This window comes from Nitrobacter sp. CN101 (assembly GCF_055390255.1).
Genome location: NZ_AP038833.1, coordinates 3,402,175 through 3,425,583, shown reverse-complemented (window position 1 = coordinate 3,425,583; position 23,409 = coordinate 3,402,175). Strand labels below are relative to the sequence as shown.

The window sequence follows — 23,409 nt, the reverse complement described above, 5'->3', positions numbered from 1 at the left end:
TACCCTTAAGCGGCGTTCTCGGACGATTGCTTGGCGTTGTCGTTTGCGGGCTTGGGCTTGCGGCGACGGCGCTTCAGATTGTCGTTCGCGGCGCGGCGTGCCGCACGTTCAGCATCAAGCGCGGCAAGGATGCGTTCGCCCTCGGCGGTTGAAGCAAGTTGAAGCGCGGCGATCTGTACGGCAGCGCTCCAAACCTCGCCCAATTCCATCTTCGCGAACGCTGCGAGTTCAGCGGCCTTTGCGGCAACGGCCGGCGGGAGCATTTCCACATGAGCAGGCACAGCGACAAAGTGGAATCCAAGGCTGTTCAGCACCGCTTCGAGAGACTCAAGGCTAGGTGCGTTCTTACGACGCCATTGCTTGACGGTTGGCCTTCGCACCCCACTGGCGGCTTCTAGTTCGTCATAGGTCCGCTGTTGCCGAGCTAGCTCTGCGAAGACCAGCTTCACATGAGGGCTGACACGCTCCGGCATAGTGACCGCGCGCCGGTAGCCGGGCCGAAGGTTCTTGTAACGGTATAGCGGCCCATCTTCGCGAGGATCATAGGGGCGGTAGCGACGGCGCATTTTCAAGAACCCGCGTTGGTGAATCTGCGCGCAGGATCGCTTGAAAAGCTATCGCTCTACAGCCCACTTCAAATTACTCTGAATCGCTCGCACCGCCGCCGCCAAAGCTCAAGTTAAGAACAACAACCTACTTTTATTTTTTTCACCTGGACGACGCTCGGGATCGCCCGTCACTCGCTACCCGGGTACCGTCTGGAAGTACCTTTTTACCTTTGTGCATCGCAATAATAGAATAAATTTCTTTAAATCGTGCGTTTGAGAGAATTATATTCAGATGCGTTCAGGTTGATGAAGGCTGCGCACGACCGTCACCGCGTGGTCGCGGATCATGGCTGCGGGCATGGTCCGGTCGCTCCGCATCGCGCGTTCGACTGAAATCGAGCGATTTAAAACGCTTCGCTTTCGATCCCTTCCGATCCGCGCTGCTCTTGGTCTTGATCGGCTTCAATCCTTCGCCGTGCGAGCATTCGTCCCTCAACCCGCGTTCGAGAACATAGGCTGCATTAGCGCGGGATCGTCGCATTGCGTGTCATACATCGATCCAACTGCCGGCTGCAGTATTGCAAACATTTGTTCTGATGGCCTCCCAAGTCGCCAGCGCCTCCCGTCGGGTCGTCGCATTTTACTATGCAATGTATTCCCCTTTCCTGACACTGCCTCTGGTTCGCGCCTGATGGTGAGTTGAGGAGCACGCCGGTAGCCAAGATCGTGATCGCGAAGAAGAGCTGCCGTGTCATCGTCGAGTCTCCTGAGAACCGCGCGGGCCGCAAACTCAAGAGGACTGAACGTGCAAAGGCTCCTTGTTGATCTAGATCAACGGATGCCTGCCATGTGGTCGGGGTTGCGGCTGAGTCGGTTGGTAAGGCACGTTCGGCTCACACACCCCGACCAACCAGCATGGGGGCTCAGCATCCTCTACAGATACTACCTATCTTTTTACCGACCCGCGAGTTTTCAACCCCAAGAAGATCGTCTTGCCCATCTTGGGGTATATCGGTGTTGTGCTTGGTGGACGACTTGCTCCGACTTACCGGCGGTGAGGCCCTATCATAGCAAGCCAGGCGATCTTTCGCCTTTTGTATTGACTGGCAATCGCTCACCTGCGCGACGACGGGTCCATAGAATGCGAAGAGCACGATCAACGACAAACCGAATTTCATTTTTTCTCCTGCACGATTCTATTGCCGATCTGTCAAATCTACAGATGACAGGCATGCCCTCAATAAGACGATATGAGCAAGTTGCAAGCTTAGCTCTTGCCATCGCCCGGTCAGCGAGGTTCATTCTGCACCGATCACTGATATCACCCACTCGTCTTGCAAGGACTTGAGCGGGCTTTGTCTGTTCGCCTTACTCTACATACTTGGCGCGCGAGGGGCGCAACCGTTAGCTGTAGCACGAACGTCGTTGAGAGTAGGCGTTCTGACCATTGAAGCGCCCCTGACGGTGACTAAATAAGTCGCGACGATCCCGAAAAAACGGGAGTGCCGCATGGCCCCGCGTATCGTGCTTACTGCCCTCGCGATGGCTTTTGCCTTCGCCGCCGTGGCTGCAACTGTCACCACCGTCAGGCAATACAACCGACAAGCCTGGCATTCTGCAGACGGCCAATCCCCCGCGGCGATAGGGAGTAATCATTCGAGTTTAGACAATGACCCGTCATGATCTCAATTCTATGTCTGTCGGTGAGCTTTGGTCGCTTCACGAGCTGGTCGTTTCGCTGCTTGCGCGCAAGATATCTTCCGAACGGGAAGAACTTAAGCAGAAATTGCGCGCGCTCGGTCAGAACATACCCCCCAGAAGTGAAAAGGTGACCCACCACGCGCGGCGTCCGTACCCGCAGGTTTTTCCGAAGTTCAGAAACCCTGCCCGGCCGTCAGAAACTTGGTCCGGTCGCGGAAAACAACCACGCTGGCTGACTGCAGAACTCAGGTCCGGGAAAAAGCTCGATGACTTTCGGATCGTCCGGCCGATGTCAATCAGACGCGCCACCACGCGCAAGGTGGTGGCTACCAAAACAAAAGGTCGCCCAAGGCGGTCAGCCTGATTTAGGTAACCAGCGGCGATGTGTTCCTGAAGGTTCACACGTGGCAGCGAACACCTCTGGCGAATATGTTCGCGAACATGTTCGCTGTATTTTTGTTCGGGGTGTGCCCCAAGCGAATAGGCGAACCGAACCGAACCCCCTCTTTAGAGGGGGGTTCGGTGTTCGCTATTCGCTTCACCGGTTCTCTGAAACTTAATGTTGTCGTTCGCGGCCTTCGGGTAGAAATATTCACCGATTTCGTCTGCCGCCCTTTTCCGGATACTGGCAATGAGGCTGCGAACCATGGCCTCCTTTGATTCCTTCGTGGCGTTCGATCCCTTGCCCTTCTCACGGAGGAGAATTTCCCTCAAGTCGGACTTGTGAACCGCAATCCGCCCATCGACGGGATTAGCCTCTCCCTTCTCCCTGATCGCGGTTTCAAACAACCGGACAGCGAGCGGCGGTTTTTTGCTGCTCAACTTGATATCGCCATCGTCGGAATCAGTTGCGGCCTCATCCCGAATGACAACCGGCGCATCCGTGACTTTCCCGTTCTCGTCGGTTCCGACCACGACTGACTTCATGGTGTAAGCCGCAATCAGGCCCTCTTCCTGATCGTTTCCGCCATCGCAGCGCAGCATGTAGCGACCGTTGTTATTCCTCACCAGGAATGAGGCATCCACCGCGCCGTCCAGGTCGATTGCGCCCTTGGCCCGTTCCTGCTCCCAAGGGGTATGATGAATGACGGTGACATGGGCTCCGGTCTTCTCAATGATCGTATCGACAGCCCGGACAAACTTGCCCATGTCCTGGGACTTATTCTGATCTGCACCGCCGAAGGTACGGGACAGGGTGTCCACAATGATCCAGACCGGGGGCAGACCCAAGTTGTTGCCTAACTCCACGATACGTTCGGCCAAGGCCACCGCGTCCGCCACGCCGTTCGTGAGATCGGCCTTCCCCTCAATAATGGCCACCGGAACCCCGGACACTCCATGGTGTTTGCGGAACGCCATCATGCGACGGCGCGTGGTCGGGCCACGCTCTGCCGCGAGATAAACTACCAGGCCTTTCTTGACCGGGCGGCCGTGCCACTCCATGCCAGCGCCGACATGACAGGCTGCATCCGTGAAAATGGCGCTCTTGCCCGCTGAGGGCTTTCCGACCGCATAGGTAAACTCCCCGGCGGCGATGAAGCCTTCCACAACCCATTCCTTTTTTGCGTTGTCCTCGATGTCATCGAACATCGTCACGCGGAACTTTTCATGCCTGCGGGCGGTGGTTGGCTTAGCCTTTTGGACCGCCGACAATTGCTCAGGCTCCAGCACAGCGGCTTCCCGCGCGCGAATGCGCTCAAGCGTCTTCGGTCCATTGACCAGAACGATTTTCGGTTCGTCGTCCGGCAGGTGTTCGAGCAGCCAACCCAGCGCGGTATCCGCGTCACAGCCTCGCGCCTTCACGACCAGATCGATTGGCGTGAATTTCTCGCCGCTTCCAAAGTCTTCGATGCCCCTACGGACGATGGAAAGATTCCGCTTGCGAAGCTCTAGTGCCCGCCCGGTGCTGGATGATCGCCAATGCGCGACGGCCTCATAGCCGCCAGGCTTTCGCCGCCACCTGTAAAGATGGAGCTCGGGCACCCAGCAATCGAGATTCGCGAGCGCATCGTCATTGGCCTGACGATAGATGCTGCTCGCCCTTGCGCCGCCGGCGCTGCGTGCTGGCGTGTCGCTCCGTACCAGCACCGGCCTCTCGGCTTCCGGATCATACCCGAACGGCTTCAGGACTTCCGCGAGGCGATCGGCGATGTCGTTCGGAAGTTCCGGAAGCTCGGACAGCGTCACGTCAACGAGCGTGAGGTCGCCCCACCAGAAGTAAGGTTCGTTGGTGTCAGGGTGGATCGATGGAGGCAAAACCGTTTGCTTGCCTTCGGCGAGCAGATCGCACAAACCAACGCGCTCGTCGGTGCGATAGTTGCGCGACCTAATCTTCTCGGTGTCGCCACGGTAGAACAGAGAGACGCCCTTGCGACCCTTCTTCTGCACCGGAGACGAAGGCAGGATCGCGAGCACAGGATCAAGCAAGAACTCTTGATCGATGTCGATGCAGATCAATCCCTGCCCGCAAGCGACGCCGATTCCGACCTCGCTATCGCCGACCATCCTGAGCCAGGCTTCCACGCGAGTCACTGGTACTGGCTCGTAACACCACTTTTGCCATCGGGACATTGAGCGCCAACCGCCATCGGGACTGCGCTCGCCAGGTGACTTTGAGCCCGGCATGATCGGCAGTGGCGAGTAACCATTGCCGATCAACGCCAGCGCGACTTCTTCAAACTCGCTATCGCGCATGGCGCTGCGACCATTGGCGAAACCCCGATGGTGCCCACACCATATCGGGGGCGTGAACTGAGATTCGCGTCGGGCAGCGAAGTGCCATGCGCCGGATAGCCTTGCGCAATCGGGCGACCACATCGCCAACGGAATAGTTTTCCAGACGGAATACCAGGTCCCAAGTATCTCCGGTGAGCCGCCCACCGGAACGCGTCACGACTTCAAACAGAAAGTGATCCGTTTTCGGATTGATCACTTCCCACTTGAAAAGGTATCGCGCGTTCGGATGTTGCGCGAACATGCTTGCTTCTTCCGATGAAAGAAGGTCGCGGGAACGCTTTGCGCGAGGTTGATGGTTGTTACAAATATCTTGCTGCGCGCGGGGCGCGTTGGTAATGTGAGGCACTTCAGGAAGTCTCCAAATTCAAAGGTCGCAGCGGTGGCACGCTTGCGGCCTTTTTTGTTGCGGGGTTATGCGGCTACGCGGCGAGCAGCGAGCCACGCTTCCACGTCAGAACGCAGGTACCGAATCCCAGCGGGGATTCGGTAAAACGCGGGGCCGGTGCCCTCGCGCCGGTATCGCTGAAGCGTTGTCCTCGATACGCGCCATTCGGCGCAAAGTTCATCTTGAGTCATCCATTTTGCCATTGGCTTCTACTTTCTAGGCTGCATGGAAGGAAACACCGGTGCATGGTGCTGAACAGGCTACTTTAGTCGCTCGACAAAGTGTCTCTGCCTCAGCAGCCTCCATACCTTCGTTGACGAAACTGCAATTCCCGCCTCAGAAATGCTGCGAAGTTGGCCTGCCCCTATGAGGTGGTCCGGTTTCAGTCTTAATGCATAATCGGCTTTTCGGCCATTGCTTGCGCTGCTGGCGGAAGCGATCCGGCTGGCTTTGAAGGCCAGGCGATGGCCTCTGGCGCCGGCGGTTTATATCCGAGCGATGAGTGTGGTCGCTCGGTGTTGTAGTAGCGCCGCCATGCCTCGATGATGACCTTGGCCTCGGCGAGGCTGTAGAAGATCTCACTGTTGAGCAGTTCGTCGCGAAGCTTCGAGTTGAAGCTCTCGCAGTAGCCGTTCTCCCAAGGGCTTCCGGGCTCGATGAACGCGGTCTTGGCGCCGACAGCTGCAATCCACTCTCGCACTGCCTTGGCGATGAACTCCGGCCCGTTATCAGAACGAACGTGGCCGGGCACGCCGCGTAGGATGAACAGGTCCGACAAGACGTCGATGACGTCGGTCGAGTTGAGCTTGCGATCAATCCGGATCGCCAGACATTCTCTGGTGAACTCGTCGATGATGTTGAGCATGCGGAACTTCCTGCCATTGTGGGTCCGGCCCTCGACGAAGTCATAGGACCAAACATGGTTTGGATGCTCGGGCCGAAGCCGGACGCACGATCCGTCATTCAGCCAGAGTCTGCCTCTCTTCGGTTGTTTCTGAGGAACCTTCAGCCCCTCCCGCCGCCAGATACGCGCGACACGCTTGGCATTCACCGTCCAACCCTCGGACCGCAGCATCGCCGTGATCCTGCGATAGCCATAGCGGCCGTAGCGTGAGGCCAGACTGATGATGTCGGTCGTCAATGCCTCTTCATCCGGTCGGCTTTGCGGTTTCTTGCGCTGGGTCGAGCGATGCTGGCCCAGAACCTTGCAGGCAAAGCGCTCCGAGACGGAGAACTTCACCATGACATGGTCGACGCAGCGGCGACGGCGGGAAGGGCTCAGAAGTTTCCCGAGGCAGCCTCTTTCAGGATCAGCTTCTCGAGCGTCAGGTCCGACACTGCCTTGCGCAGCCGGTCGTTCTCTTTCTCAAGCTCTTTCAAGCGCTTTACCTGATCGCCCTTCAGGCCACCAAACTCCTTGCGCCACCGGTAATACGTGAACTGCGTCACGCCGATCGAACGAACCGCTTCGCCAACCGATCTGCCTTGTGAAAGCAAAACATCGACCTGGCGCAGCTTCGCGACGATCTCTTCCGCCTTGTGCTTCTTCTGGGGCATTCCAATGTCCTCTCTAACGGCTAATAGCCTAATTCAGGGAGGACCACTTTTCAGGGGGCAGACCAGTGTTTGGGTCGCCCGCCCGGGTCCGCTGATCGGCGGCAGCCTCTCGAAATGCTACTGCAGCCTCACAGCGCTCCGATTACGCTTCAGAGCGTTCACCAAATCAAACAGGACTCCGGCACCTCATGGGTCACCTCAAGTCCGAGCATCACATAGAACCCGCAATTACTAGAGCCGTCCCAGCAGCGACGACGTTAGCGCGGCGCTCGCTGCAATCTTGATCGTGACGTTCCTCCCCCCGTTCTTTGATATCAGCGTTCCGACTTCGTATGGCCGACAGATTCGCCCTATGGACCTTGTTCCGCAGGAGGTTCAGTTGATGCAATTCTTTCATTAAATTTGTTGTGCGAAGGCTAATCGTCGCAAACTGCTGTTCCGGAGACATGTACGTTATTTCCTTCATCGCGGGTGGAATACTGCCGCCAATAGTTAGTTTTTGCAGCGAATTGAAGGTTCAAGCTGACTTAAAAGTTTACTGGCGGGATAATGACATCCACCGTCTACGCGCCCAACCGCCCCCGAGCGGCAGCTCGCCCGCCTCCCAGACGTCAGGGTTTTATAGGCCGAAAGTTTATAGGCCGATCGCTGCGGAGGTATCCGGCTTGCGTTCCACTGGCCATGTACGACGCGGTTCTATTTTCAGCTCCGGTCTGTCGCCGACCGCCAGGGACCTATGCGATAGCAAAAAATCCGGCCCTATGGGGTCGGGAAGAGAGCCGAATTAACTTAACAAACTGACATTTAAAGAAGTTCGTCCCCACGTGGTGGACAACAACAGTTTATCTTTTTATCTGGTTAAGGTACAGTTTAATTTATCGTGCTAAACGTGTCTGGAACATAAGCCATGCTTTCTGTTATTCTCAAAGCTATCCTTTTCTCTTTGGCTCTGTTCGGCATAGCAACCACCGGATACATTTATTACAATGGTGGTTTATCGCCCGATATATGGATCTTTCAGGGCGGCTTTCCCGGCAATTGGAAGAATGGAGGTGTTCACGGTGCTCCTGGCCCATTGGTGGGTGCTGCTGGATTTCCAGTACTCTTAGTCGCATATGGCGTGTACCGGCTGATTAAAGGCCGTCATAAAGCTGACTAGAGCCCAATAATTGGCTTCGGGTTAGATCAACTTCACGATGCGCTTCGATGCGACCAATGGAATAGTTTCGCGTACTGGTGCAGTGAAAGACAAGCGCGACCCGGCACCAATGCGCAAACCTTGAATGCGCTTCTCTGGATGACGCGCTGGGGATGTTGGCATGATTTGCCGACGCGGGGGGGGGCGACTATTGGGAAGCGGCACTATTATCACAGGATCGAGATAAAGGTGGTCCTGTGACGACATACTGGTGTCCGCGAAATTGTCACAAGAGATACCCTAGGTTTTACCAGTCGTAGCCATTACAATTATTGGATCTTTTTTCTTTCCTGAGATCACCCATGTTTCTACTAGCGCGTGCTCAAAAGTTTTTTAGAACGCGTTCTGCTGCCCGCAATATCGATTCCGACCAAGCGCGCCTCAGGCTAATCGCCGAGGCGATAGAAAGTGCGATCGAATTTGCAGAGGCTGAACGCATCGGTTTGGGTCGACGGATTGAAGACACCCTCGCGCGTGCGGCTGTGACTTTCGGAACCGGGACTGACGAGTATCTTGAACGCGATGCAATCGACAGTAAATTTCAAGATCTATTGGGTGCCGAAATCAAGAATGGAGAGCGCCGATTAACAGACCTCGAAACCCAGATTGGACATCTGAAGTTTCTCCAGACAGCGTTGATCACACGCTTTCCGGAACTGAAATTAGCTCCCCAAGATCTTACTAAATGACCTCATCTGGCATGCATTGCGCTCGCACACACCGCAGTGTGCATCATGGCACGGCGTTCCATCGTGGAGTGGCCTGGGCGTATCGAATGCCAGCCAGATCCAGATCGGCGAAGCAATGCGTCAGCGACACCAATACGATCATAAACGAAACCTGGCGGGAGGGAGTTCGGCGCGATCCGTGATCCGATGAGAGTCAGGTTCAATCGCCGCGATAGGCCTCGGTTGGCGTAACAGCAAACGACGGCGTTATCTAATGTCGGTCGTCTGCATTTCACTAGCAAGTTCGTCTAACTCCGGTTCAAGGGCCTCTTGCCATGTTGGCGGTGTAATGCCGAACACTTCCTGCATTCTGGTCAGGTCAAGGCGCGAGTTTAGCGGCCGCTTGGCTTTAGTGGGATAGTCTTCCGTCCGTAGAGGTAAGATCAATTTCACGGCAAGAGCGACATTACGAGATCGCAGTCCCTCAACAATCGAAGCGGCAAAACCGTGCCAGCTAGTCTCGCCGGCAGTCACGATATTGGTAACACCTTCCGCCTTCGTAAAGCCACGACATAGGTCGGACGGCTCCATTGCAGTCAGTTGCTCTACCACGTTCGCAATGACGCGTGCCGAAGTTGGCGCACCGACCTGATCTGCAACAATTCTCAGTTCCTCACGTTCGCGTGCTAAGCGCGCAATTGTTCTGAGAAAATTACTGCCGCGCGCGGCATACACCCACGATGTCCGGACGATCAAATGTGGTCCCGCTGCTTCGCGGATTGCATCTTCGCCGGCTAGTTTGCTCCTGCCGTATACCGAAAGCGGATAGGTGGGACTATTTTCTCGTGACGGCTGATCGCCCTTTCCATTGAATACGTAATCCGTCGAGAAGTGTATCAATGGAACGTTACGTGCGGCCGCCCAATACGCTATGAAACGCGGCGCATCTCGATTGATCTTGAAGGCTAGTTCCGGCTCTTCTTCAGCGCGATCGACAGCGGTATAGGCAGCTGGGTTGATGATCAAGTCGGGAGCAAATTTGTCGAGAGCATAACCAAGACTTTGCGGCGCGGTAAAATCAAATGTCGACCGTGAAGGAGCAATCACTTCGTGCTTGTCCCTTAGGATCGCGAGCAAGGCGCTGCCGACTTGTCCAGTTGTCCCTGTAAGTAAAATTCGCATGTCGCAGCACTTCGATCCATGTTTTTCGATACGCCCTGCGATATCCAACAGCCGCCTTCCATGGCAGAGCCGGTTGGCGAAAGCTGGAATTGAAAACGTAGCAACGACGTTGCGGGGTCGATTTGAATGCCGGGCACTCCGGTTATTCAGTTGAAGGTCGAAATCATAACATCAGCCGCGATCCTGGTCTCAGACTTCCCCGTAGCGCGGAAGACGAGAGATGTCCTTGAGCAGCGGGGCGGCGGAGTCGCGCGCAGAAAGAGAAGGGTTGTCGATCCCCCAGGCTATCGCCAGTTCGGGATCGTTCCAGCGCACGACAATTTCGTCCTTCGGACTGTAACTGTTATCGCACTTGTAGGAGAAGTCGGCTGTGTCCGATAGCACAACAAACCCGTGAGCAAAGCCGCGCGGTACCCAAAGCTGACGACGATTTTCATCATCGAGTTCCACGGCAACATGCCGGCCGAAGGTCGGGCTGCCATGCCGGACATCCACGGCAACATCCAAAACGCGTCCTCTGGCGACGCTAACGAGCTTGCCCTGGCTCATCGGGTTCTGAAAATGAAGCCCCCGCAGCACGTCACGGCAAGACCGTGATAAATTGTCCTGCACGAAGGGCCGCGAAATCCCATGTGCGGCGTATCTTTCCAGTTGATAAGTTTCCAGAAAGAAGCCTCTGGAGTCGCCGACAAGGGTCGGCTCGATAATCAGTACTTCGGGGATCGTTGTAGTTATGACGTTCATTTAAAGAATATTTTTCGAGTGTGGCCAATTAACTACGTATATATATCGAGCTTGTGCCGTCGGCGGCGTTGGTTGCTAACTCTTCGTTTAACCCCTTTGAGGGCCCATGAAAGGCATCATACTGGCCGGCGGAACCGGCTCCCGTCTCTTTCCGGTTACGACTGTCGTCTCCAAGCAACTGCTTCCGGTGTTCGACAAGCCGATGATTTACTATCCGCTTTCGGTGCTGATGTTCGCTGGAATCCGTGAGATTCTACTGATTACCACGCCTCAAGATCAAATGCTATTTCAACGTTTACTCGGCGACGGCACCGATTTGGGATTGAGGTTCTCATATGCCGCTCAGGATCATCCCCGAGGGTTAGCTGACGCCTTCATCGTTGGACGCGATTTTATCGGATCAGATGCGGTCGCTTTGGTCCTGGGCGATAATATATTCTACGGACATGGCTTGCCCGAGCTTCTTACCAAGGCATCGGCCAGAAGGGTGGGGGCCACAATATTCGGCAATGTTGTCAACAATCCCGATCAGTACGGTGTGGTCGAGCTTGATGCTTCTGGCCGCGCCCTCTCGATCGAGGAAAAGCCGAGGAAACCGAAATCCAACGTCGCGGTGACCGGACTTTATTTTTATGACAACGACGTCGTCGACATTGCCGGCAGGATCGTGCCTTCCGCCCGCGGTGAAATCGAGATTACAGACGTTAATTCAGCCTACATGGAACGCGGCGATCTCTTTGTCGAGGTTTTGGGCCGCGGATTCGCCTGGCTCGATACCGGGACGCATTCCTCGCTGGTCGAGGCCAGCCACTTTGTCCAGATCCTGGAGCAACGCCAGGGCTTACGCATCGCCTGCCCCGAGGAGATCGCGCTCCGTCAGGGTTATATTTCTCTGGAGCAGTTCGGTCGCGCGGCCAGCAAATGCGCGAAAAGCAGCTACGGCGAATATTTAATGTCCGTTTATCGTAACTTTGAGACGGACCAATACTAGCAGGAGCACGTTATGCGATTCGAAGGAGCGACGATTTTCGTGACCGGCGGCGCTGGCTTCATTGGCTCAGCGGTGTGCCGACATCTTCTCGCCGATACGCAAGCAAACGTCGTCAATCTCGACAAGCTGACTTATGCGGCGAATCTTAGCAATATCCCGAATGGCGTCAGCAACTCACGTTACGCGTTTGAACGGGCGGACATTTGCAACGCGCCGTTGTTGCGACAGCTTTTTTCAAAGTTCCAACCTGACGCAGTGATGAACCTGGCCGCGGAAAGCCATGTCGATCGATCGATTGATGGCCCAGGTGAGTTCATACAGACCAACGTCGTCGGCACGTTTTCTTTGCTGCAGGAGGCGCTGCGTTATTATCGCGGACTGACGGGTGCACAGCGCGAAGGATTTCGCTTTCTGCACGTCTCCACGGATGAAGTTTTCGGTTCACTCGGGGAAAGCGGTTACTTTTCAGAAGCTTCACCCTACGCTCCGAACTCGCCTTACTCGGCAAGCAAGGCTTCGTCGGACCATTTGATTCGGGCGTGGCATGAAACTTATGGGCTACCGACACTCCTTACCAATTGTTCGAACAATTATGGTCCTTACCATTTCCCCGAAAAACTGATTCCTCATGCGATCATCAAAGGACTGGCAGGCGAGAAACTGCCTGTTTATGGCGACGGGCGGAACGTCCGTGACTGGCTCTTTGTTGAAGACCACGCGAAGGCTCTTACGCTCATACTTGAGCGTGGCTTGGTCGGGCAGACCTACAATATTGGGGGATGCAATGAGCGAACAAATTTGCAGGTGGTGAAGGCCATTTGCGATTTATTGGACGAGCTTTCACCACATCCGGCTGGCTCTCGGCACGATTCGATCTCATTTGTTGCCGATCGACCTGGGCATGATCGCCGCTATGCCATTGATGCTTCCAAGATAGAGCGCGAACTTGGCTGGAAAGCTGAGAAAAATTTCGAAAGTGGAATTGAAAGTACGGTTCGCTGGTACATAGACCAGAAGCATTGGTGGCAGGCTATTCTTGCACGAGGTTACGTTTCAACCCGCGTCGGACTTGGTCAATAACACTATGCGTGGTCTGCCCCCTGAAAAGTGGTCCTCCCTGACTTAGGCATTCGCCGTTAGAGAGGATTTGGAATGCCCCAGAAGAAGCACAAGGCGGAAGAGATCGTCGCGAAGCTGTGAACCGCCCTGGGTTTGCCGGAGGCTCCAACTCTTGAGAGGATGGAGCCACCATGAGTAAGACGACCAACAAGTTTTCGCCTGAGGTCCGCAACCGCGCTGTCCGACTGGTCCTTGATCACGAGCATGAGCGTCAGTCGCGATGGGCTGCGATTACCTCGGTTACCGCGAAGATCGGCTGCACAGGCCAGACATTGAACGACTGGGTGAAGAAGTCGGAGGTCGACACCGGCAAGCGTCCTGGCGCATCGACGGACATGACCGCCAAGATGAAGTCTTTGGAGCGCGAGAACCGTGAACTCCGGCAAGCCAATGAGATCCTGCGCAAGGCATCCGCGTATTTTGCCCAGGCGGAGCCTGACCGCCGGTCAAAGACATGATCGCGTTTATTGACGATCATCGCGAGGTCTATGGGGTCGAGCCGATCTGCAAGGTTCTGCCGATTGCCCCCTCGACCTACCATGACCACGTCGCCAAGAGGGTTGATCCTTCGAAGTTATCGGTTCGGGCGCACCGGGATTTGGTGTTGAAGCCGGAGATCGAACGTGTCTTCGCCGAGAACTTCGAAGTCTACGGCGCACGGAAGGTCTGGCGGCAGCTCAACCGCGAAGGCGTCGTTGTCGCGCGTTGTACGGTCGAGCGCCTGATGGCCGACCTCGGCCTCCAGGGCGTGATCCGCGGCAAACCAGTCCGCACAACGATGCAGGACAAGGCCGCGGCTTGCCCGCAGGACCATGTGAACCGCCAATTCCATGCGCCGGCGCCCAATATGCTCTGGCTCTCCGACTTCACCTATGTGAGTACTTGGAGCGGGTTCATCTACGTCGCTTTTGTGATCGACGCCTACGCTCGTCGCATCGTCGGCTGGCGCGTCTCCCGAACGGCGTATGCAAGCTTCGTGCTCGACGCGCTGGAACAAGCGCTTCACGAACGGCGACCAGCACGTGGTGGCCTGGTGCACCATTCCGACAGGGGTTCGCAATACGTCAGTATTCGATACACCGAGCGCCTTGCTGAGGCGGGCATCGAGCCTTCCGTCGGCAGCGTCGGCGACAGCTACGACAATGCGCTCGCCGAAACGATCAATGGGCTCTACAAGGCTGAGGTCATCCACAGACGTGGACCTTGGCGGAGTTTCGAAGCCGTCGAGTTCGCGACGCTGACCTGGGTCGACTGGTTCAACAATCGCCGGCTGCTGGAGCCAATCGGCAACATCCCGCCGGCCGAAGCTGAGGAACGTTACTACGCTATGCTCAATGAGCAGAAACTGGCGGCGTGACTCAAACGAAATAGCCTCCGGCAAGCCCGGGGCGGTTCACTCCGCCAGGTCGATGTTTTGTTGGCGCAAGGTCGATCGGTTGGCGAAGCGGTTCATTCGATCGGCGTGACGCAGTTCACGTATTATCTCTATGGACGGCTCTCCCATTGCAAGTCGATTTTGAACTGATCTGCATGGCCCGTTGCAAACATCTATCCGGCGTCACCCGAAGTGATCCAGGGCGCCCAAATGGGGAATCCGCTCGCGCCCGCCTTTACAGCTGGTAGGCCACGAAGGCCTCGATAAAAGTCAGGCTCTTGGCGCGCCGGTCCGACCTGTGCATCTCATTTCTCCGTCGTCTCGCAATCTCCAGGCGGGTCCTCAGAAAGCGGCGCGGTACGGTTCGCCGGTTTGAAGCACAGCCCAGATAATTCGTGCATTCTTGTTGGCGACTGCCACCGTGGCACGGTTGAAGCCGCGCCGCTCCCGAAGCTGATTGACCCATTGGTTATTGAGGTCTGTCTTGGATGGCGCCGTCCGGACCACAGCTCTGGCGCCGTGAACGAGCAAGCTGCGCAGATGCTGGCTCCCGCGCTTGGAAATGCCCATTAACGTGGTGCGATCGCCACTGGAGAATTGCCGCGGCACGAGACCGATCCAGGCGGCAAGATGACGGCCGTTCTTGAATTCCGAGCCGTCCCCGATGGCAGCGACAATTGCCGTGGCGGTCTTAGGTCCAACACCTTTGATCGTCGCGATGCGCTGGCAACGCTCGCTGCCGCGGAAAACCGCATCGATCTTCTTGTCGAAGATCGCGATGCGGCGGTCGAGATCTCGGAACAGGTCATGCAGTTCAGCGATTGCCTCCCGCGCCAGCGGCGTCAGTTCGTTCTCCAGATCTGACAGGATCTCCGGAACCAACCGCCGGGCGCGGGTAATGCTCTTGGCAATGGCGAAGCCTCGATCGAGCAAGGGACCTCGGATTTGGCTGACCACGGCGGTGCGATGATTGACCATGCGCTGGCGAGAGCGATGCAGGGCCTGGATGTCCTGCTGCTCGACCGTCTTCTTTGGGACGAGCGGAATGTGCGGTTGGCGTGCGGCGGTGCAGATGGCTTCGGCATCGTTGCCGTCGTTCTTCTGCCGGCGCACAAAGGGCTTCACATATTGCGGGCTGATGATCTTGACCTGGTGGCCTAGCGCCTCGAACTTGCGCGCCCAGCAGAACGCGCCGGTGCAGGTGCAGGCTTCGACCACGATCGTGCAGCGCTCGACTTGCGCGACAATGTCGAGAAGCTGATCGCGCATCACCCGCCGCTTCAGCACGACGCAGCCATGATGATTGACCCCGTGAAGTTGAAACACGTTCTTGGCGATATCGATACCGAGCGTCTCGACGGCCATTGCAGCTCTCCTTCCCGTTGCAGGCTCTCAGCCTGAATGGTGGAGGGAGAGCCGTCCATCCCATTAGGTGGCGCAAGGAGTTTGGTGGCCTGAAGGGCGACCAGGTGAAACTCCTCAAGGAGCTTGAAAAAGAGAACGACCGGCTGCGCAAGGCTGTGTCGGACCTGACGCTGGAGAAGCTGATCCTGAAAGAGGCTGCCTCGGGAAACTTCTGAGCCCCTCCCGCCGTCGCCGCTGCGTCGACCATGTCATGGTGAAGTTCTCCGTCTCGGAGCGCTTTGCCTGCAAGGCTCTCGGCCAGCATCGCTCGACCCAGCGCAAGAAGCCGCAAAGCCGACCGGATGAAGAGGCCTTGACGACCGACATCATCCGTCTGGCCTCACGCTACGGCCGCTATGGCTATCGCAGGATCCACGGCGATGCTGCGGTCCGAGGGTTGGACGGTGAATGCCAAGCGTGTCGCGCGTATCTGGCGGCGGGAGGGGCTGAAGGTTCCTCAGAAACAACCGAAGAGAGGCAGCCTCTGGCTGAATGACGGATCGTGCGTCCGGCTTCGGCCCGAGTATCCAAACCATGTTTGGTCCTATGACTTCGTCGAGGGCCGGACCCACAATGGCAGGAAGTTCCGCATGCTCAACATCATCGACGAGTTCACCCGAGAATGTCTGGCGATCCGGATTGATCGCAAGCTCAACTCGACCAACGTCATCGACGTCTTGTCGGACCTGTTCATCCTACGCGGCGTGCCCGGCCACGTTCGTTCTGATAACGGGCCGGAGTTCATCGCCAAGGCAGTGCGGGAGTGGATTGCAGCTGTCGGCGCCAAGACCGCGTTCATCGAGCTCGGAAGCCCTTGGGAAAACGGCTACTGCGAGAGCTTCAACTCGAAGCTTCGCGACGAACTGCTCAACGGTGAGATCTTCTACAGCCTCGCCGAGGCCAAGGTCATCATCGAGGCATGGCGGCGCTACTACAACACCGAGCGACCACACTCATCGCTCGGATACAAACCGCCGGCACCGGCAATCCTATGGTCGTCCAAGCCACCCCGATCGCCTCCGCCAGCCGCGCAAACAATGGCCGAAAAGCCGATCATGCATTAAGACTGAAACCGGACCACCTCATAGGGGCAGGCCAATGCGTATCGGAACATTTTCAGCGCGCTTAGTCGCGTTTCCCAGAGTCTGAAGGTGGCCTTTCGGCTGCTTTTAGCTTTGTAAGGTGCCATGAACTGGTGTGGAAGATCTATTGGGGCCGAACCAGATGTTGCAGGCCCGGAGGTTCGGCTTCGAGGGGCCCAAGCCAAAGGGAAGGGGCTGCTCGCTGGAATATACTGATTGCCCAGAAATTGCTGCGTGACTTCTGGGAAGGCTCTCGATGAGTTGTTTTCGGCCACGGCAGCCACCACCGTGCTGGTGCCTAACAGGCTGAGATATCCTAGACGCAGCAATCGACCGGCGAGAAATTGACACGCCAAGCAAATGTGGCCGGGTAGCTATGTGTGCAGTCATCGCTCGCGAATCAGCACCGATCGATCATCAACGATAGTCCTACTGTATCGAAGTCCGATGCGGTCGCCGATGCCCTGTGGTCTGCCCCCTGAAAAGTGGTCCTCCCTGAATTAGGCTATTAGCCGTTAGAGAGGACATTGGAATGCCCCAGAAGAAGCACAAGGCGGAAGAGATCGTCGCGAAGCTGCGCCAGGTCGATGTTTTGCTTTCACAAGGCAGATCGGTTGGCGAAGCGGTTCGTTCGATCGGCGTGACGCAGTTCACGTATTACCGGTGGCGCAAGGAGTTTGGTGGCCTGAAGGGCGATCAGGTAAAGCGCTTGAAAGAGCTTGAGAAAGAGAACGACCGGCTGCGCAAGGCAGTGTCGGACCTGACGCTCGAGAAGCTGATCCTGAAAGAGGCTGCCTCGGGAAACTTCTGAGCCCTTCCCGCCGTCGCCGCTGCGTCGACCATGTCATGGTGAAGTTCTCCGTCTCGGAGCGCTTTGCCTGCAAGGTTCTGGGCCAGCATCGCTCGACCCAGCGCAAGAAACCGCAAAGCCGACCGGATGAAGAGGCATTGACGACCGACATCATCAGTCTGGCCTCACGCTACGGCCGCTATGGCTATCGCAGGATCACGGCGATGCTGCGGTCCGAGGGTTGGACGGTGAATGCCAAGCGTGTCGCGCGTATCTGGCGGCGGGAGGGGCTGAAGGTTCCTCAGAAACAACCGAAGAGAGGCAGACTCTGGCTGAATGACGGATCGTGCGTCCGGCTTCGGCCCGAGCATCCAAACCATGTTTGGTCCTATGACTTCGTCGAGGGCCGGACCCACAATGGCAGGAAGTTCCGCATGCTCAACATCATCGACGAGTTCACCAGAGAATGTCTGGCGATCCGGATTGATCGCAAGCTCAACTCGACCGACGTCATCGACGTCTTGTCGGACCTGTTCATCCTACGCGGCGTGCCCGGCCACGTTCGTTCTGATAACGGGCCGGAGTTCATCGCCAAGGCAGTGCGAGAGTGGATTGCAGCTGTCGGCGCCAAGACCGCGTTCATCGAGCCCGGAAGCCCTTGGGAGAACGGCTACTGCGAGAGCTTCAACTTGAAGCTTCGCGACGAACTGCTCAACAGTGAGATCTTCTACAGCCTCGCCGAGGCCAAGGTCATCATCGAGGCATGGCGGCGCTACTACAACACCGAGCGACCACACTCATCGCTCGGATATAAACCGCCGGCGCCAGAGGCCATCGCCTGGCCTTCAAAGCCAGCCGGATCGCTTCCGCCAGCAGCGCAAGCAATGGCCGAAAAGCCGATTATGCATTAAGACTGAAACCGGACCACCTCATAGGGGCAGGCCACCCTGGCACCTCCACCGCGTCTCTTTGGCGCCTTTATTTTTTTATACTATCAGTCCGAAATGTTCGAATCGATTAGTCCTTGCGTTTCCGATTAATCTGCATTTACATTTCAACCACAAGACGTAGCGTATCGAACTAAAAACCTTTTGTTGAGTTGGGTGAACGATGGAGACGTTTCACGAATAAAGGCGCGTTGTGATAGGGTAGATAAAGCTCGGCCTAAGCATGGGGGAGAAGTATATTGACTGCGCAGATGCCTAGCAAATTCACTCCGAGTGCATTGGAATTGATGACTCTTGATGAACTCTGGTCGTTGCATGAAGAGATAGGCAGTATACTTACAGCTCGGATCCGGGCAGAAAAACGCGAGCTGGAAAAGCGTTTGGCTGTACTTCATCGAGGAATGGACGCGCCCGGGGAGCAGACTGATGACGAATCTAAGCAAGTTGCCAAGAGACGACGGAAGTATCCCCGTGTTCTCCCCAAATACCGCAATCCTCAACGTCCTACCGAAACATGGGCGGGTCGGGGCAAGTTACCGCGTTGGCTAGTGGTTGCCACAGAAAATGGACGACGGATCGAGGAGTTTCGGATCGTCGACGCAAACGTTTCTCTGGAGAGACAGAGAGCTTGAGGCTTTCTTGTGTGCGAGCTTGACGCCATCCGTCCATTCGCCCGCAAATTTGGAAGCCTGCGAATTCGGACCTTCTCGTGCTGCAAAAGCGTAAAGCTCCGTAACCATTATCCGGCCGAGCTACTGCTCGACCATATTGCGCAAGCGGTAGTATCATTCTGTCGTTAGTTGAACGGAGATGAGCTAGGCTCAGGACCCATTAAATCTGTTGCGAGAGGACTGGCGGGTTGATTCAATGGCGATGTTTGGGGGACATCGCCATGGCCGATTTGTTGTTGCTGTCGGAGGCTCAGATGCGCCGGATTGAGCCGTATTTTCCGCTGTCGCACGGGATTGCGAGGGTTGACGATCGACGGGTGATCAGCGGCATCGTCTTCGTCATCAGAAACGGTCTGCGCTGGCGCGATGCGCCGCCCGGCTATGGTCCGCATAAGACGATCTATAACCGGTTCGTGCGCTGGAGCCGGCTCGGCGTGTTCAACAATATCTTTGCCGAGCTGGCACGCAAAGGTGGCAAGCCCTCTCTCCTGATGATCGATGCGACGCATCTGAAGGCGCATCGCACCGCCGCCAGCCTTTTAAAAAAGGACCTGTTCCCCGATGTATCGGGCGCACGAAGGGCGGCTTGAACTCCAAGCTGCACGCCGTCTGCGACGGTCAGGGACGCCCTGTCATCATGCTGCTCAGCGAAGGCCAGATGAGCGATTATAAGGGGGCGGCCTTGATGATCGATGCGCTGCCGCCCGGGAAGCAGTTGCTTGGCGACAAGGGCTACGACGCCAACTGGTTCCGCCAGCCGCTCGCGGCCCGCGGCATCACGGCCTGCATCCCATCGAAGGCCAGCCGCGCAAAGCCGATCGAACATGACCGCATGCTCTATCGCCAACGACACAAGATCGAAAATGCGTTCGGCAGGCTCAAGGACTGGCGCCGCATCCACACCCGCTACGATCGATGCTCACATACCTTCATGTCTGCCATCTGCATCGCTGCAGCCGTCATCTTTTGGCTCTGATCAATGAGTCCTGAGCCTAATAGGCGTTTCTGCCTCGCAGAACTTCCAAGGGTGTTTGCATCAGAATCACAAAATCTAGTCCCAGCCGCCAATTATCGATGTACCAAAGATCGTAATTCACGCGTCGCTCGATATGCTCGGTTGTGGGAGTAGGGCCTCGATATCCATGGATCTGCGCCCATCCGGTTAGCCCCGGTTTTACGCGTTGGCGGAATGCATAATTCCTGACAAGCTTATCAAAGTGGTTGTCGTGGGCGACAGCGTGAGGCCTCGGTCCTACGAGCGACATGCTACCGCCTAGGACGTTGAATAGTTGGGGCAACTCGTCGATGCTCGTCTTTCGAAGCCATCTGCCGACACGAGTGACCCGATCGTCGACGGGACGCGCTTGAACTGCTGAAAAGCCGTCTTCAAGGGTCGACATCGTTCTGAATTTGCAAATTTTAAAACCGCGTCCGTTAAAACCAAGGCGATGCTGTCTGAAGAGAACCGGACCGGGCGAATCCAGCCTTATTAGCACCGCGACCATGACGAGCAGGGGCGCCAAGAGCACTAACACCGTGCCTGCTCCGATTAAATCGATGGCGCGTTTTGCCCAGTGCTCGGGGCGGGTTAATGGACCGCGCTGCAATTCCACGCGAGTCATGCCGCCAAGGTCGCAACGTGGTCTGTCGAAAATCTCTTTGGCCGCTCCGGTGGGGACAATCGTGACCGGGAAAGGCAACAATCTCAATTCGTTTGCAAATGCTCGAACCTCCGACCAACGGTTCAGATCCGCGGTAACGATCACTTCTTCAATATCCGAGCCCCGAATATGCTCTACGACCTCTTTAGCGAGCTTTAGCCGTAGGCTCGAGCCTGCGCCTCTCGGAGGCAGGGCAAATGTGGTGCTTACATCCAGGCCGACTTTGCATAACCTTCGGCTAATGGGGTCATGCCGTTGCGTAGAGTCAACAATTAAGGCCACCTTGCGGCCAGAGAATTTATGGTCGGAGAGTCCCTTTTTCAGCAATTCTCGGATAATTGTCCGGTTGGCAATCAGGCCGATAATGCCAAACGCCGCAAACAGAATGTTCGTTGCTCGCGAGATTTCGCTGCCAATTTTCAGGGCAAAGACGATGCCCGCCAGTAGTAAGAACACACCCGCCCAAGCTAGAAAAATTAGACGGATCTGACGCCGCCAGATAAGCAGTTCAGTGGGCTTGTATTGGCCCTGACATTTCAGCAGGAGACAGAACAGAACCGCTACTAATGTCGCCGAACCAGCGGGTTGCTCCAGTTCTATTTGCAAGCCCTCTTTCAACTGATAGAAAAGGCTTGCGCAGTAGCTGGCCGAGACAATTATCGCCACATCGAAGCCGATCGTCGCCGTCTCTATCCATTCATAGCGGATCGGCCATTTGCGAGCTTTGTCTAAGAAAATCCGTTTCAAGTCGCGGGTCGCTACTTCTCCCGCTTCTGCGACCCCAACTTTCTGTCGGTTAACAAAGTTCATGGATAAGAAACCAATTAAATAACTCAAAAAATTAAACAACTTGGCGTACTTTTCAATTAATTTAATATTAAAAATTAAATCGGTTGGCAAGTCAACGTTTTGTTAAGGTGGCCTCTCTACTGATCCTTCCCGAAAATTTCGGTAGTGGGTCAGTTTGAAATTGGCGGGTCTTGACCGTCATGGAAAGGCCGCGCCGGCTATGCCATATAGAGGGTATGGTGAAGCACCCCAAACGTCCGCGCGACCCGAACCAGCTCGCCAAGTTCATCATCGATGCGGCGACCGGTGAAGCGTCGGCGAAGGTCGATACGCCCAAAGTCGCGAGAGCCAAGAACGCGGGAACTGCTGGCGGCCCGGCTCGGGCTAACGCTCTGACCCCCAAGCAGCGATCGGAGATCGCCAGCGCCGCCGCCCAAGCACGTTGGAAAAAAGGCTAAGCTGCGTCGTCTTCAGTATCCATGCCGGCGAGTTTCAATTCTACGTCGAATTCCATGTCTGCCGGCAGCAGTTCGACTTGTTGGTCGGATGGGCGCGTATCATTCCAGTGAAGCTGGTCAAGCCGCAGTTGAACCACGTCGCCGACTGATTGCTCACGCCTCATGACGCAAGCCTTTCGGAAGCTATCTGGTTTGGTCTTCGGTTCATCGATATCGATGTATGAGAAGTGGAGCTGCCCGGTCGCGTCATATTTCGGGACAGCGTGGTAACCCCGGTACGGGCGCCCCGTTTTGCGGTCGTGCCGAATGTCCTGTCGAGCGGCTTCCTTGAATTGCTGAGCAAGCCGGTCTTCTTCCGTGACGGGCGGAGGCGCTTTCCAGCCCATTTTGATTGCCAGTTTGGCGACAGCCGTCATGTCGATTTCGGTTTCGCCAGTGGTATCCATCCAATAGCGGATGAATTTTTGTCGGTCCGCGACCTTTGCCATTGTTCATGCTCCAAGAGGATAAATATCGCCCCATCCGTCAATTGCGACGGTGGAACCGAGGTGAACGCGAATACTCTTTAGATGCTGCCGGAATCTGTCATATCGGCCGGTGCGATGTTGAAGCTGACCGGCCACGATCCCCGGATGGACGCGCAACATTTTTGCGAACGCCAACAGATCACTTTCAGAGAATAAAGGTGCTTTCCTCGAAACGAAGGCATCCATCTTTGACTTGGGAACGCAAAAATCCTGAGCAGCCGTATTTGCGATCCTTTCTTCTTCGGGAACATTCGGGCCGGCCCCGGCCTTTTCCCCTTCTAGTTCGGAGTCGAGCACAAAAGCCTGCAATCCATGTCCCTGAAGGACATGTTCCAATTCGTGCCTCAGCACGAACCAAAAGTTGTCGATGCGGTCATGCCGCAATGACAGGCCGACGACAGGCGAATGCTCGTCGAGCCAAAAGCATACGCCATCGATTTTGGCCGAAGGCAGGCTCTCAACGATGACCAACCGGACACCGCACTCTGCCAAAATACGAGCGGCGTTCCGAACTTCTTCGGGGGCGACCGTCAGCGCGTGTAATTTTCGAATGGCCGCTTTCAGCGCGGCCGGAGAGTATTTCGGCACGAGCAATTCATGGGCGATCACTTGCACGCGATGGAACCAAGCGATCTGCGAATATGTCGGCGGAGAGTCTGCATCCGTCTTTTTTGCTGCGTGCGGCAAAGCCACAATCTCATCAAGATTCTTGACGCCGAAAAATGCTTTTAGCCCGGCCTCAACTCTTGGAACGTCTTGCGGATCATCTGTGCCGAGCCATCCCCGTTTGCACATTGCAGCGACAGGTAGGTCTCCAAAGATGGCCGCCCTGGTCGCGCGACCGAGATCTGGCTTGGTTACGATCCTGGCGACGGC

20 protein-coding genes, 2 pseudogenes and 1 other annotated feature are annotated in these 23,409 nt (G+C 56.2%); of the genes and pseudogenes, 11 read left to right on the top strand and 11 right to left on the bottom strand.

All coding sequences use genetic code 11. From position 1 onward, the window contains the following. Window positions 1–5: 5 nt before the first annotated feature. Window positions 6–566, bottom strand: coding sequence for a hypothetical protein (locus ACZ5IL_RS17160; RefSeq protein WP_464593350.1), 561 nt, complete (start codon window positions 564–566; stop codon window positions 6–8). 1,651 nt (window positions 567–2,217) lie between these two features. On the opposite strand from ACZ5IL_RS17160, the gene ACZ5IL_RS17155 reads away from it, so the two are divergent. Continuing rightward, window positions 2,218–2,613, top strand: a complete 396-nt coding sequence (locus tag ACZ5IL_RS17155) for an H-NS histone family protein (RefSeq protein ID WP_464593348.1) — start codon at window positions 2,218–2,220, stop codon at window positions 2,611–2,613. Between the two features lie 143 nt (window positions 2,614–2,756). Here ACZ5IL_RS17155 and ACZ5IL_RS17150 read toward each other — a convergent pair whose 3' ends face one another. From ACZ5IL_RS17150 to ACZ5IL_RS17135, 4 genes are all read right to left on the bottom strand, one after another. Continuing rightward, window positions 2,757–4,943 (bottom strand): AAA family ATPase, encoded by a 2,187-nt coding sequence (locus ACZ5IL_RS17150; protein WP_464593346.1) that lies wholly within the window; start codon window positions 4,941–4,943, stop codon window positions 2,757–2,759. Beyond that, entirely contained in the window at window positions 4,933–5,226 is a 294-nt protein-coding gene (locus ACZ5IL_RS17145) for a hypothetical protein (RefSeq protein WP_464593344.1), read from the bottom strand. Before ACZ5IL_RS17145 ends, ACZ5IL_RS17150 begins: the two co-directional genes overlap by 11 nt. Window positions 5,227–5,396: 170 nt before the next feature. Next, entirely contained in the window at window positions 5,397–5,561 is a 165-nt protein-coding gene (locus ACZ5IL_RS17140) for a helix-turn-helix transcriptional regulator (protein WP_464596931.1), read from the bottom strand. A gap of 197 nt (window positions 5,562–5,758) precedes the next feature. After that, window positions 5,759–6,927, bottom strand: a protein-coding gene (locus ACZ5IL_RS17135; protein ID WP_464593342.1) for an IS3 family transposase whose coding sequence is annotated in 2 segments (ribosomal slippage) — window positions 5,759–6,663 and window positions 6,663–6,927 — 1,170 coding nt in all. Because the reading frame shifts where the segments join, the coding sequence is not laid out codon by codon here. Window positions 6,928–7,834: 907 nt separating this feature from the next. Here ACZ5IL_RS17135 and ACZ5IL_RS17130 point away from each other — a divergent pair. Together ACZ5IL_RS17130 and ACZ5IL_RS17125 are read left to right on the top strand one after the other, a co-directional pair. Next, window positions 7,835–8,086, top strand: a complete 252-nt coding sequence (locus ACZ5IL_RS17130) for a hypothetical protein (RefSeq protein WP_464593340.1) — start codon at window positions 7,835–7,837, stop codon at window positions 8,084–8,086. Between the two features lie 341 nt (window positions 8,087–8,427). After that, window positions 8,428–8,814 (top strand): hypothetical protein, encoded by a 387-nt coding sequence (locus ACZ5IL_RS17125; RefSeq protein WP_464593338.1) that lies wholly within the window; start codon window positions 8,428–8,430, stop codon window positions 8,812–8,814. Window positions 8,815–9,060: 246 nt separating this feature from the next. Here the strand turns inward: ACZ5IL_RS17125 and rfbD are convergent, their stop codons facing one another. Next, window positions 9,061–10,023: a dTDP-4-dehydrorhamnose reductase gene (rfbD, locus tag ACZ5IL_RS17120; protein WP_464593336.1), complete on the bottom strand. Its 963-nt coding sequence runs from the start codon at window positions 10,021–10,023 to the stop codon at window positions 9,061–9,063. A gap of 141 nt (window positions 10,024–10,164) precedes the next feature. Beyond that, on the bottom strand, window positions 10,165–10,719 hold the full coding sequence (rfbC, locus tag ACZ5IL_RS17115; protein ID WP_464593334.1) for a dTDP-4-dehydrorhamnose 3,5-epimerase: 555 nt from the start codon (window positions 10,717–10,719) through the stop codon (window positions 10,165–10,167). 106 nt (window positions 10,720–10,825) lie between these two features. Between rfbC and rfbA the strand changes: the two genes are divergently transcribed. The 3 genes and pseudogenes from rfbA to ACZ5IL_RS17100 all read left to right on the top strand — a co-directional run bounded on the left by rfbA (window position 10,826) and on the right by ACZ5IL_RS17100 (window position 14,186). Further along, window positions 10,826–11,710 carry a glucose-1-phosphate thymidylyltransferase RfbA gene (rfbA, locus tag ACZ5IL_RS17110; protein ID WP_464593332.1) on the top strand — a complete coding sequence of 295 codons (885 nt, stop codon included), beginning with the start codon at window positions 10,826–10,828 and terminating at the stop codon, window positions 11,708–11,710. A 12-nt stretch (window positions 11,711–11,722) separates the two neighbouring features. Further along, a complete protein-coding gene (rfbB, locus tag ACZ5IL_RS17105) occupies window positions 11,723–12,790 on the top strand; it encodes a dTDP-glucose 4,6-dehydratase (protein WP_464593330.1) in 1,068 nt (355 codons plus the stop codon). Window positions 12,791–12,960: 170 nt separating this feature from the next. Further along, a pseudogene (locus ACZ5IL_RS17100) lies at window positions 12,961–14,186 on the top strand (IS3 family transposase). Then, window positions 13,242–13,358 (top strand) — a sequence feature (AL1L pseudoknot). It overlaps the preceding pseudogene by 117 nt. Before the next feature lie 360 nt (window positions 14,187–14,546). On the opposite strand, the gene ACZ5IL_RS17095 reads toward ACZ5IL_RS17100, so the two are convergent. Continuing rightward, the gene (locus ACZ5IL_RS17095) at window positions 14,547–15,569 is read right to left on the bottom strand and encodes an IS110 family RNA-guided transposase (protein WP_464591995.1); all 1,023 of its coding nucleotides are present in this window, start codon (window positions 15,567–15,569) and stop codon (window positions 14,547–14,549) included. A 65-nt stretch (window positions 15,570–15,634) separates the two neighbouring features. On the opposite strand from ACZ5IL_RS17095, the pseudogene ACZ5IL_RS17090 reads away from it, so the two are divergent. The 4 genes and pseudogenes from ACZ5IL_RS17090 to ACZ5IL_RS17075 form a co-directional block, all read left to right on the top strand. Continuing rightward, window positions 15,635–16,672, top strand: a pseudogene (locus ACZ5IL_RS17090) (IS3 family transposase); the annotation flags it as partial. 550 nt (window positions 16,673–17,222) lie between these two features. Then, window positions 17,223–18,391, top strand: a protein-coding gene (locus tag ACZ5IL_RS17085) for an IS3 family transposase (RefSeq protein ID WP_464593328.1) whose coding sequence is annotated in 2 segments (ribosomal slippage) — window positions 17,223–17,487 and window positions 17,487–18,391 — 1,170 coding nt in all. Because the reading frame shifts where the segments join, the coding sequence is not laid out codon by codon here. Window positions 18,392–18,678: 287 nt separating this feature from the next. Beyond that, window positions 18,679–19,059: an H-NS histone family protein gene (locus ACZ5IL_RS17080; RefSeq protein WP_464596930.1), complete on the top strand. Its 381-nt coding sequence runs from the start codon at window positions 18,679–18,681 to the stop codon at window positions 19,057–19,059. Window positions 19,060–19,319: 260 nt separating this feature from the next. Beyond that, a protein-coding gene (locus ACZ5IL_RS17075; protein WP_464592345.1) for an IS5 family transposase occupies window positions 19,320–20,074 on the top strand; the annotation gives its coding sequence in 2 pieces (ribosomal slippage) (window positions 19,320–19,638 and window positions 19,638–20,074; 756 coding nt in all). A gap of 16 nt (window positions 20,075–20,090) precedes the next feature. On the opposite strand, the gene ACZ5IL_RS17070 is transcribed toward ACZ5IL_RS17075, so the two are convergent. Further along, a complete protein-coding gene (locus tag ACZ5IL_RS17070) occupies window positions 20,091–21,659 on the bottom strand; it encodes an undecaprenyl-phosphate glucose phosphotransferase (protein WP_464593326.1) in 1,569 nt (522 codons plus the stop codon). A 125-nt stretch (window positions 21,660–21,784) separates the two neighbouring features. Here ACZ5IL_RS17070 and ACZ5IL_RS17065 point away from each other — a divergent pair, with 125 nt between their 5' ends. Next, window positions 21,785–22,006: a hypothetical protein gene (locus tag ACZ5IL_RS17065; RefSeq protein WP_464592537.1), complete on the top strand. Its 222-nt coding sequence runs from the start codon at window positions 21,785–21,787 to the stop codon at window positions 22,004–22,006. Here the strand turns inward: ACZ5IL_RS17065 and ACZ5IL_RS17060 are convergent. Together ACZ5IL_RS17060 and ACZ5IL_RS17055 are read right to left on the bottom strand one after the other, a co-directional pair. Then, a complete protein-coding gene (locus ACZ5IL_RS17060) occupies window positions 22,003–22,494 on the bottom strand; it encodes a hypothetical protein (protein WP_464592539.1) in 492 nt (163 codons plus the stop codon). The two genes, ACZ5IL_RS17065 and ACZ5IL_RS17060, sit on opposite strands and share 4 nt — an antisense overlap. A gap of 3 nt (window positions 22,495–22,497) precedes the next feature. After that, window positions 22,498–23,328, bottom strand: coding sequence for an ImmA/IrrE family metallo-endopeptidase (locus tag ACZ5IL_RS17055; protein ID WP_464596980.1), 831 nt, complete (start codon window positions 23,326–23,328; stop codon window positions 22,498–22,500). Window positions 23,329–23,409 lie beyond the last annotated feature (81 nt).

Coding starts and splice junctions, on each gene's coding strand:
- ACZ5IL_RS17160 (WP_464593350.1), bottom strand. CDS start 566: ATGCGCCGTCGCTACCGCCCCTATGATCCTCGCGAAGATGGGCCGCTA.
- ACZ5IL_RS17155 (WP_464593348.1), top strand. CDS start 2,218: ATGACCCGTCATGATCTCAATTCTATGTCTGTCGGTGAGCTTTGGTCG.
- ACZ5IL_RS17150 (WP_464593346.1), bottom strand. CDS start 4,943: ATGCGCGATAGCGAGTTTGAAGAAGTCGCGCTGGCGTTGATCGGCAAT.
- ACZ5IL_RS17145 (WP_464593344.1), bottom strand. CDS start 5,226: ATGTTCGCGCAACATCCGAACGCGCGATACCTTTTCAAGTGGGAAGTG.
- ACZ5IL_RS17140 (WP_464596931.1), bottom strand. CDS start 5,561: ATGACTCAAGATGAACTTTGCGCCGAATGGCGCGTATCGAGGACAACG.
- ACZ5IL_RS17130 (WP_464593340.1), top strand. CDS start 7,835: ATGCTTTCTGTTATTCTCAAAGCTATCCTTTTCTCTTTGGCTCTGTTC.
- ACZ5IL_RS17125 (WP_464593338.1), top strand. CDS start 8,428: ATGTTTCTACTAGCGCGTGCTCAAAAGTTTTTTAGAACGCGTTCTGCT.
- rfbC (WP_464593334.1), bottom strand. CDS start 10,719: ATGAACGTCATAACTACAACGATCCCCGAAGTACTGATTATCGAGCCG.
- rfbA (WP_464593332.1), top strand. CDS start 10,826: ATGAAAGGCATCATACTGGCCGGCGGAACCGGCTCCCGTCTCTTTCCG.
- rfbB (WP_464593330.1), top strand. CDS start 11,723: ATGCGATTCGAAGGAGCGACGATTTTCGTGACCGGCGGCGCTGGCTTC.
- ACZ5IL_RS17095 (WP_464591995.1), bottom strand. CDS start 15,569: ATGGCCGTCGAGACGCTCGGTATCGATATCGCCAAGAACGTGTTTCAA.
- ACZ5IL_RS17080 (WP_464596930.1), top strand. CDS start 18,679: ATGCCTAGCAAATTCACTCCGAGTGCATTGGAATTGATGACTCTTGAT.
- ACZ5IL_RS17065 (WP_464592537.1), top strand. CDS start 21,785: ATGGTGAAGCACCCCAAACGTCCGCGCGACCCGAACCAGCTCGCCAAG.
- ACZ5IL_RS17060 (WP_464592539.1), bottom strand. CDS start 22,494: ATGGCAAAGGTCGCGGACCGACAAAAATTCATCCGCTATTGGATGGAT.
- ACZ5IL_RS17055 (WP_464596980.1), bottom strand. CDS start 23,328: ATGTGCAAACGGGGATGGCTCGGCACAGATGATCCGCAAGACGTTCCA.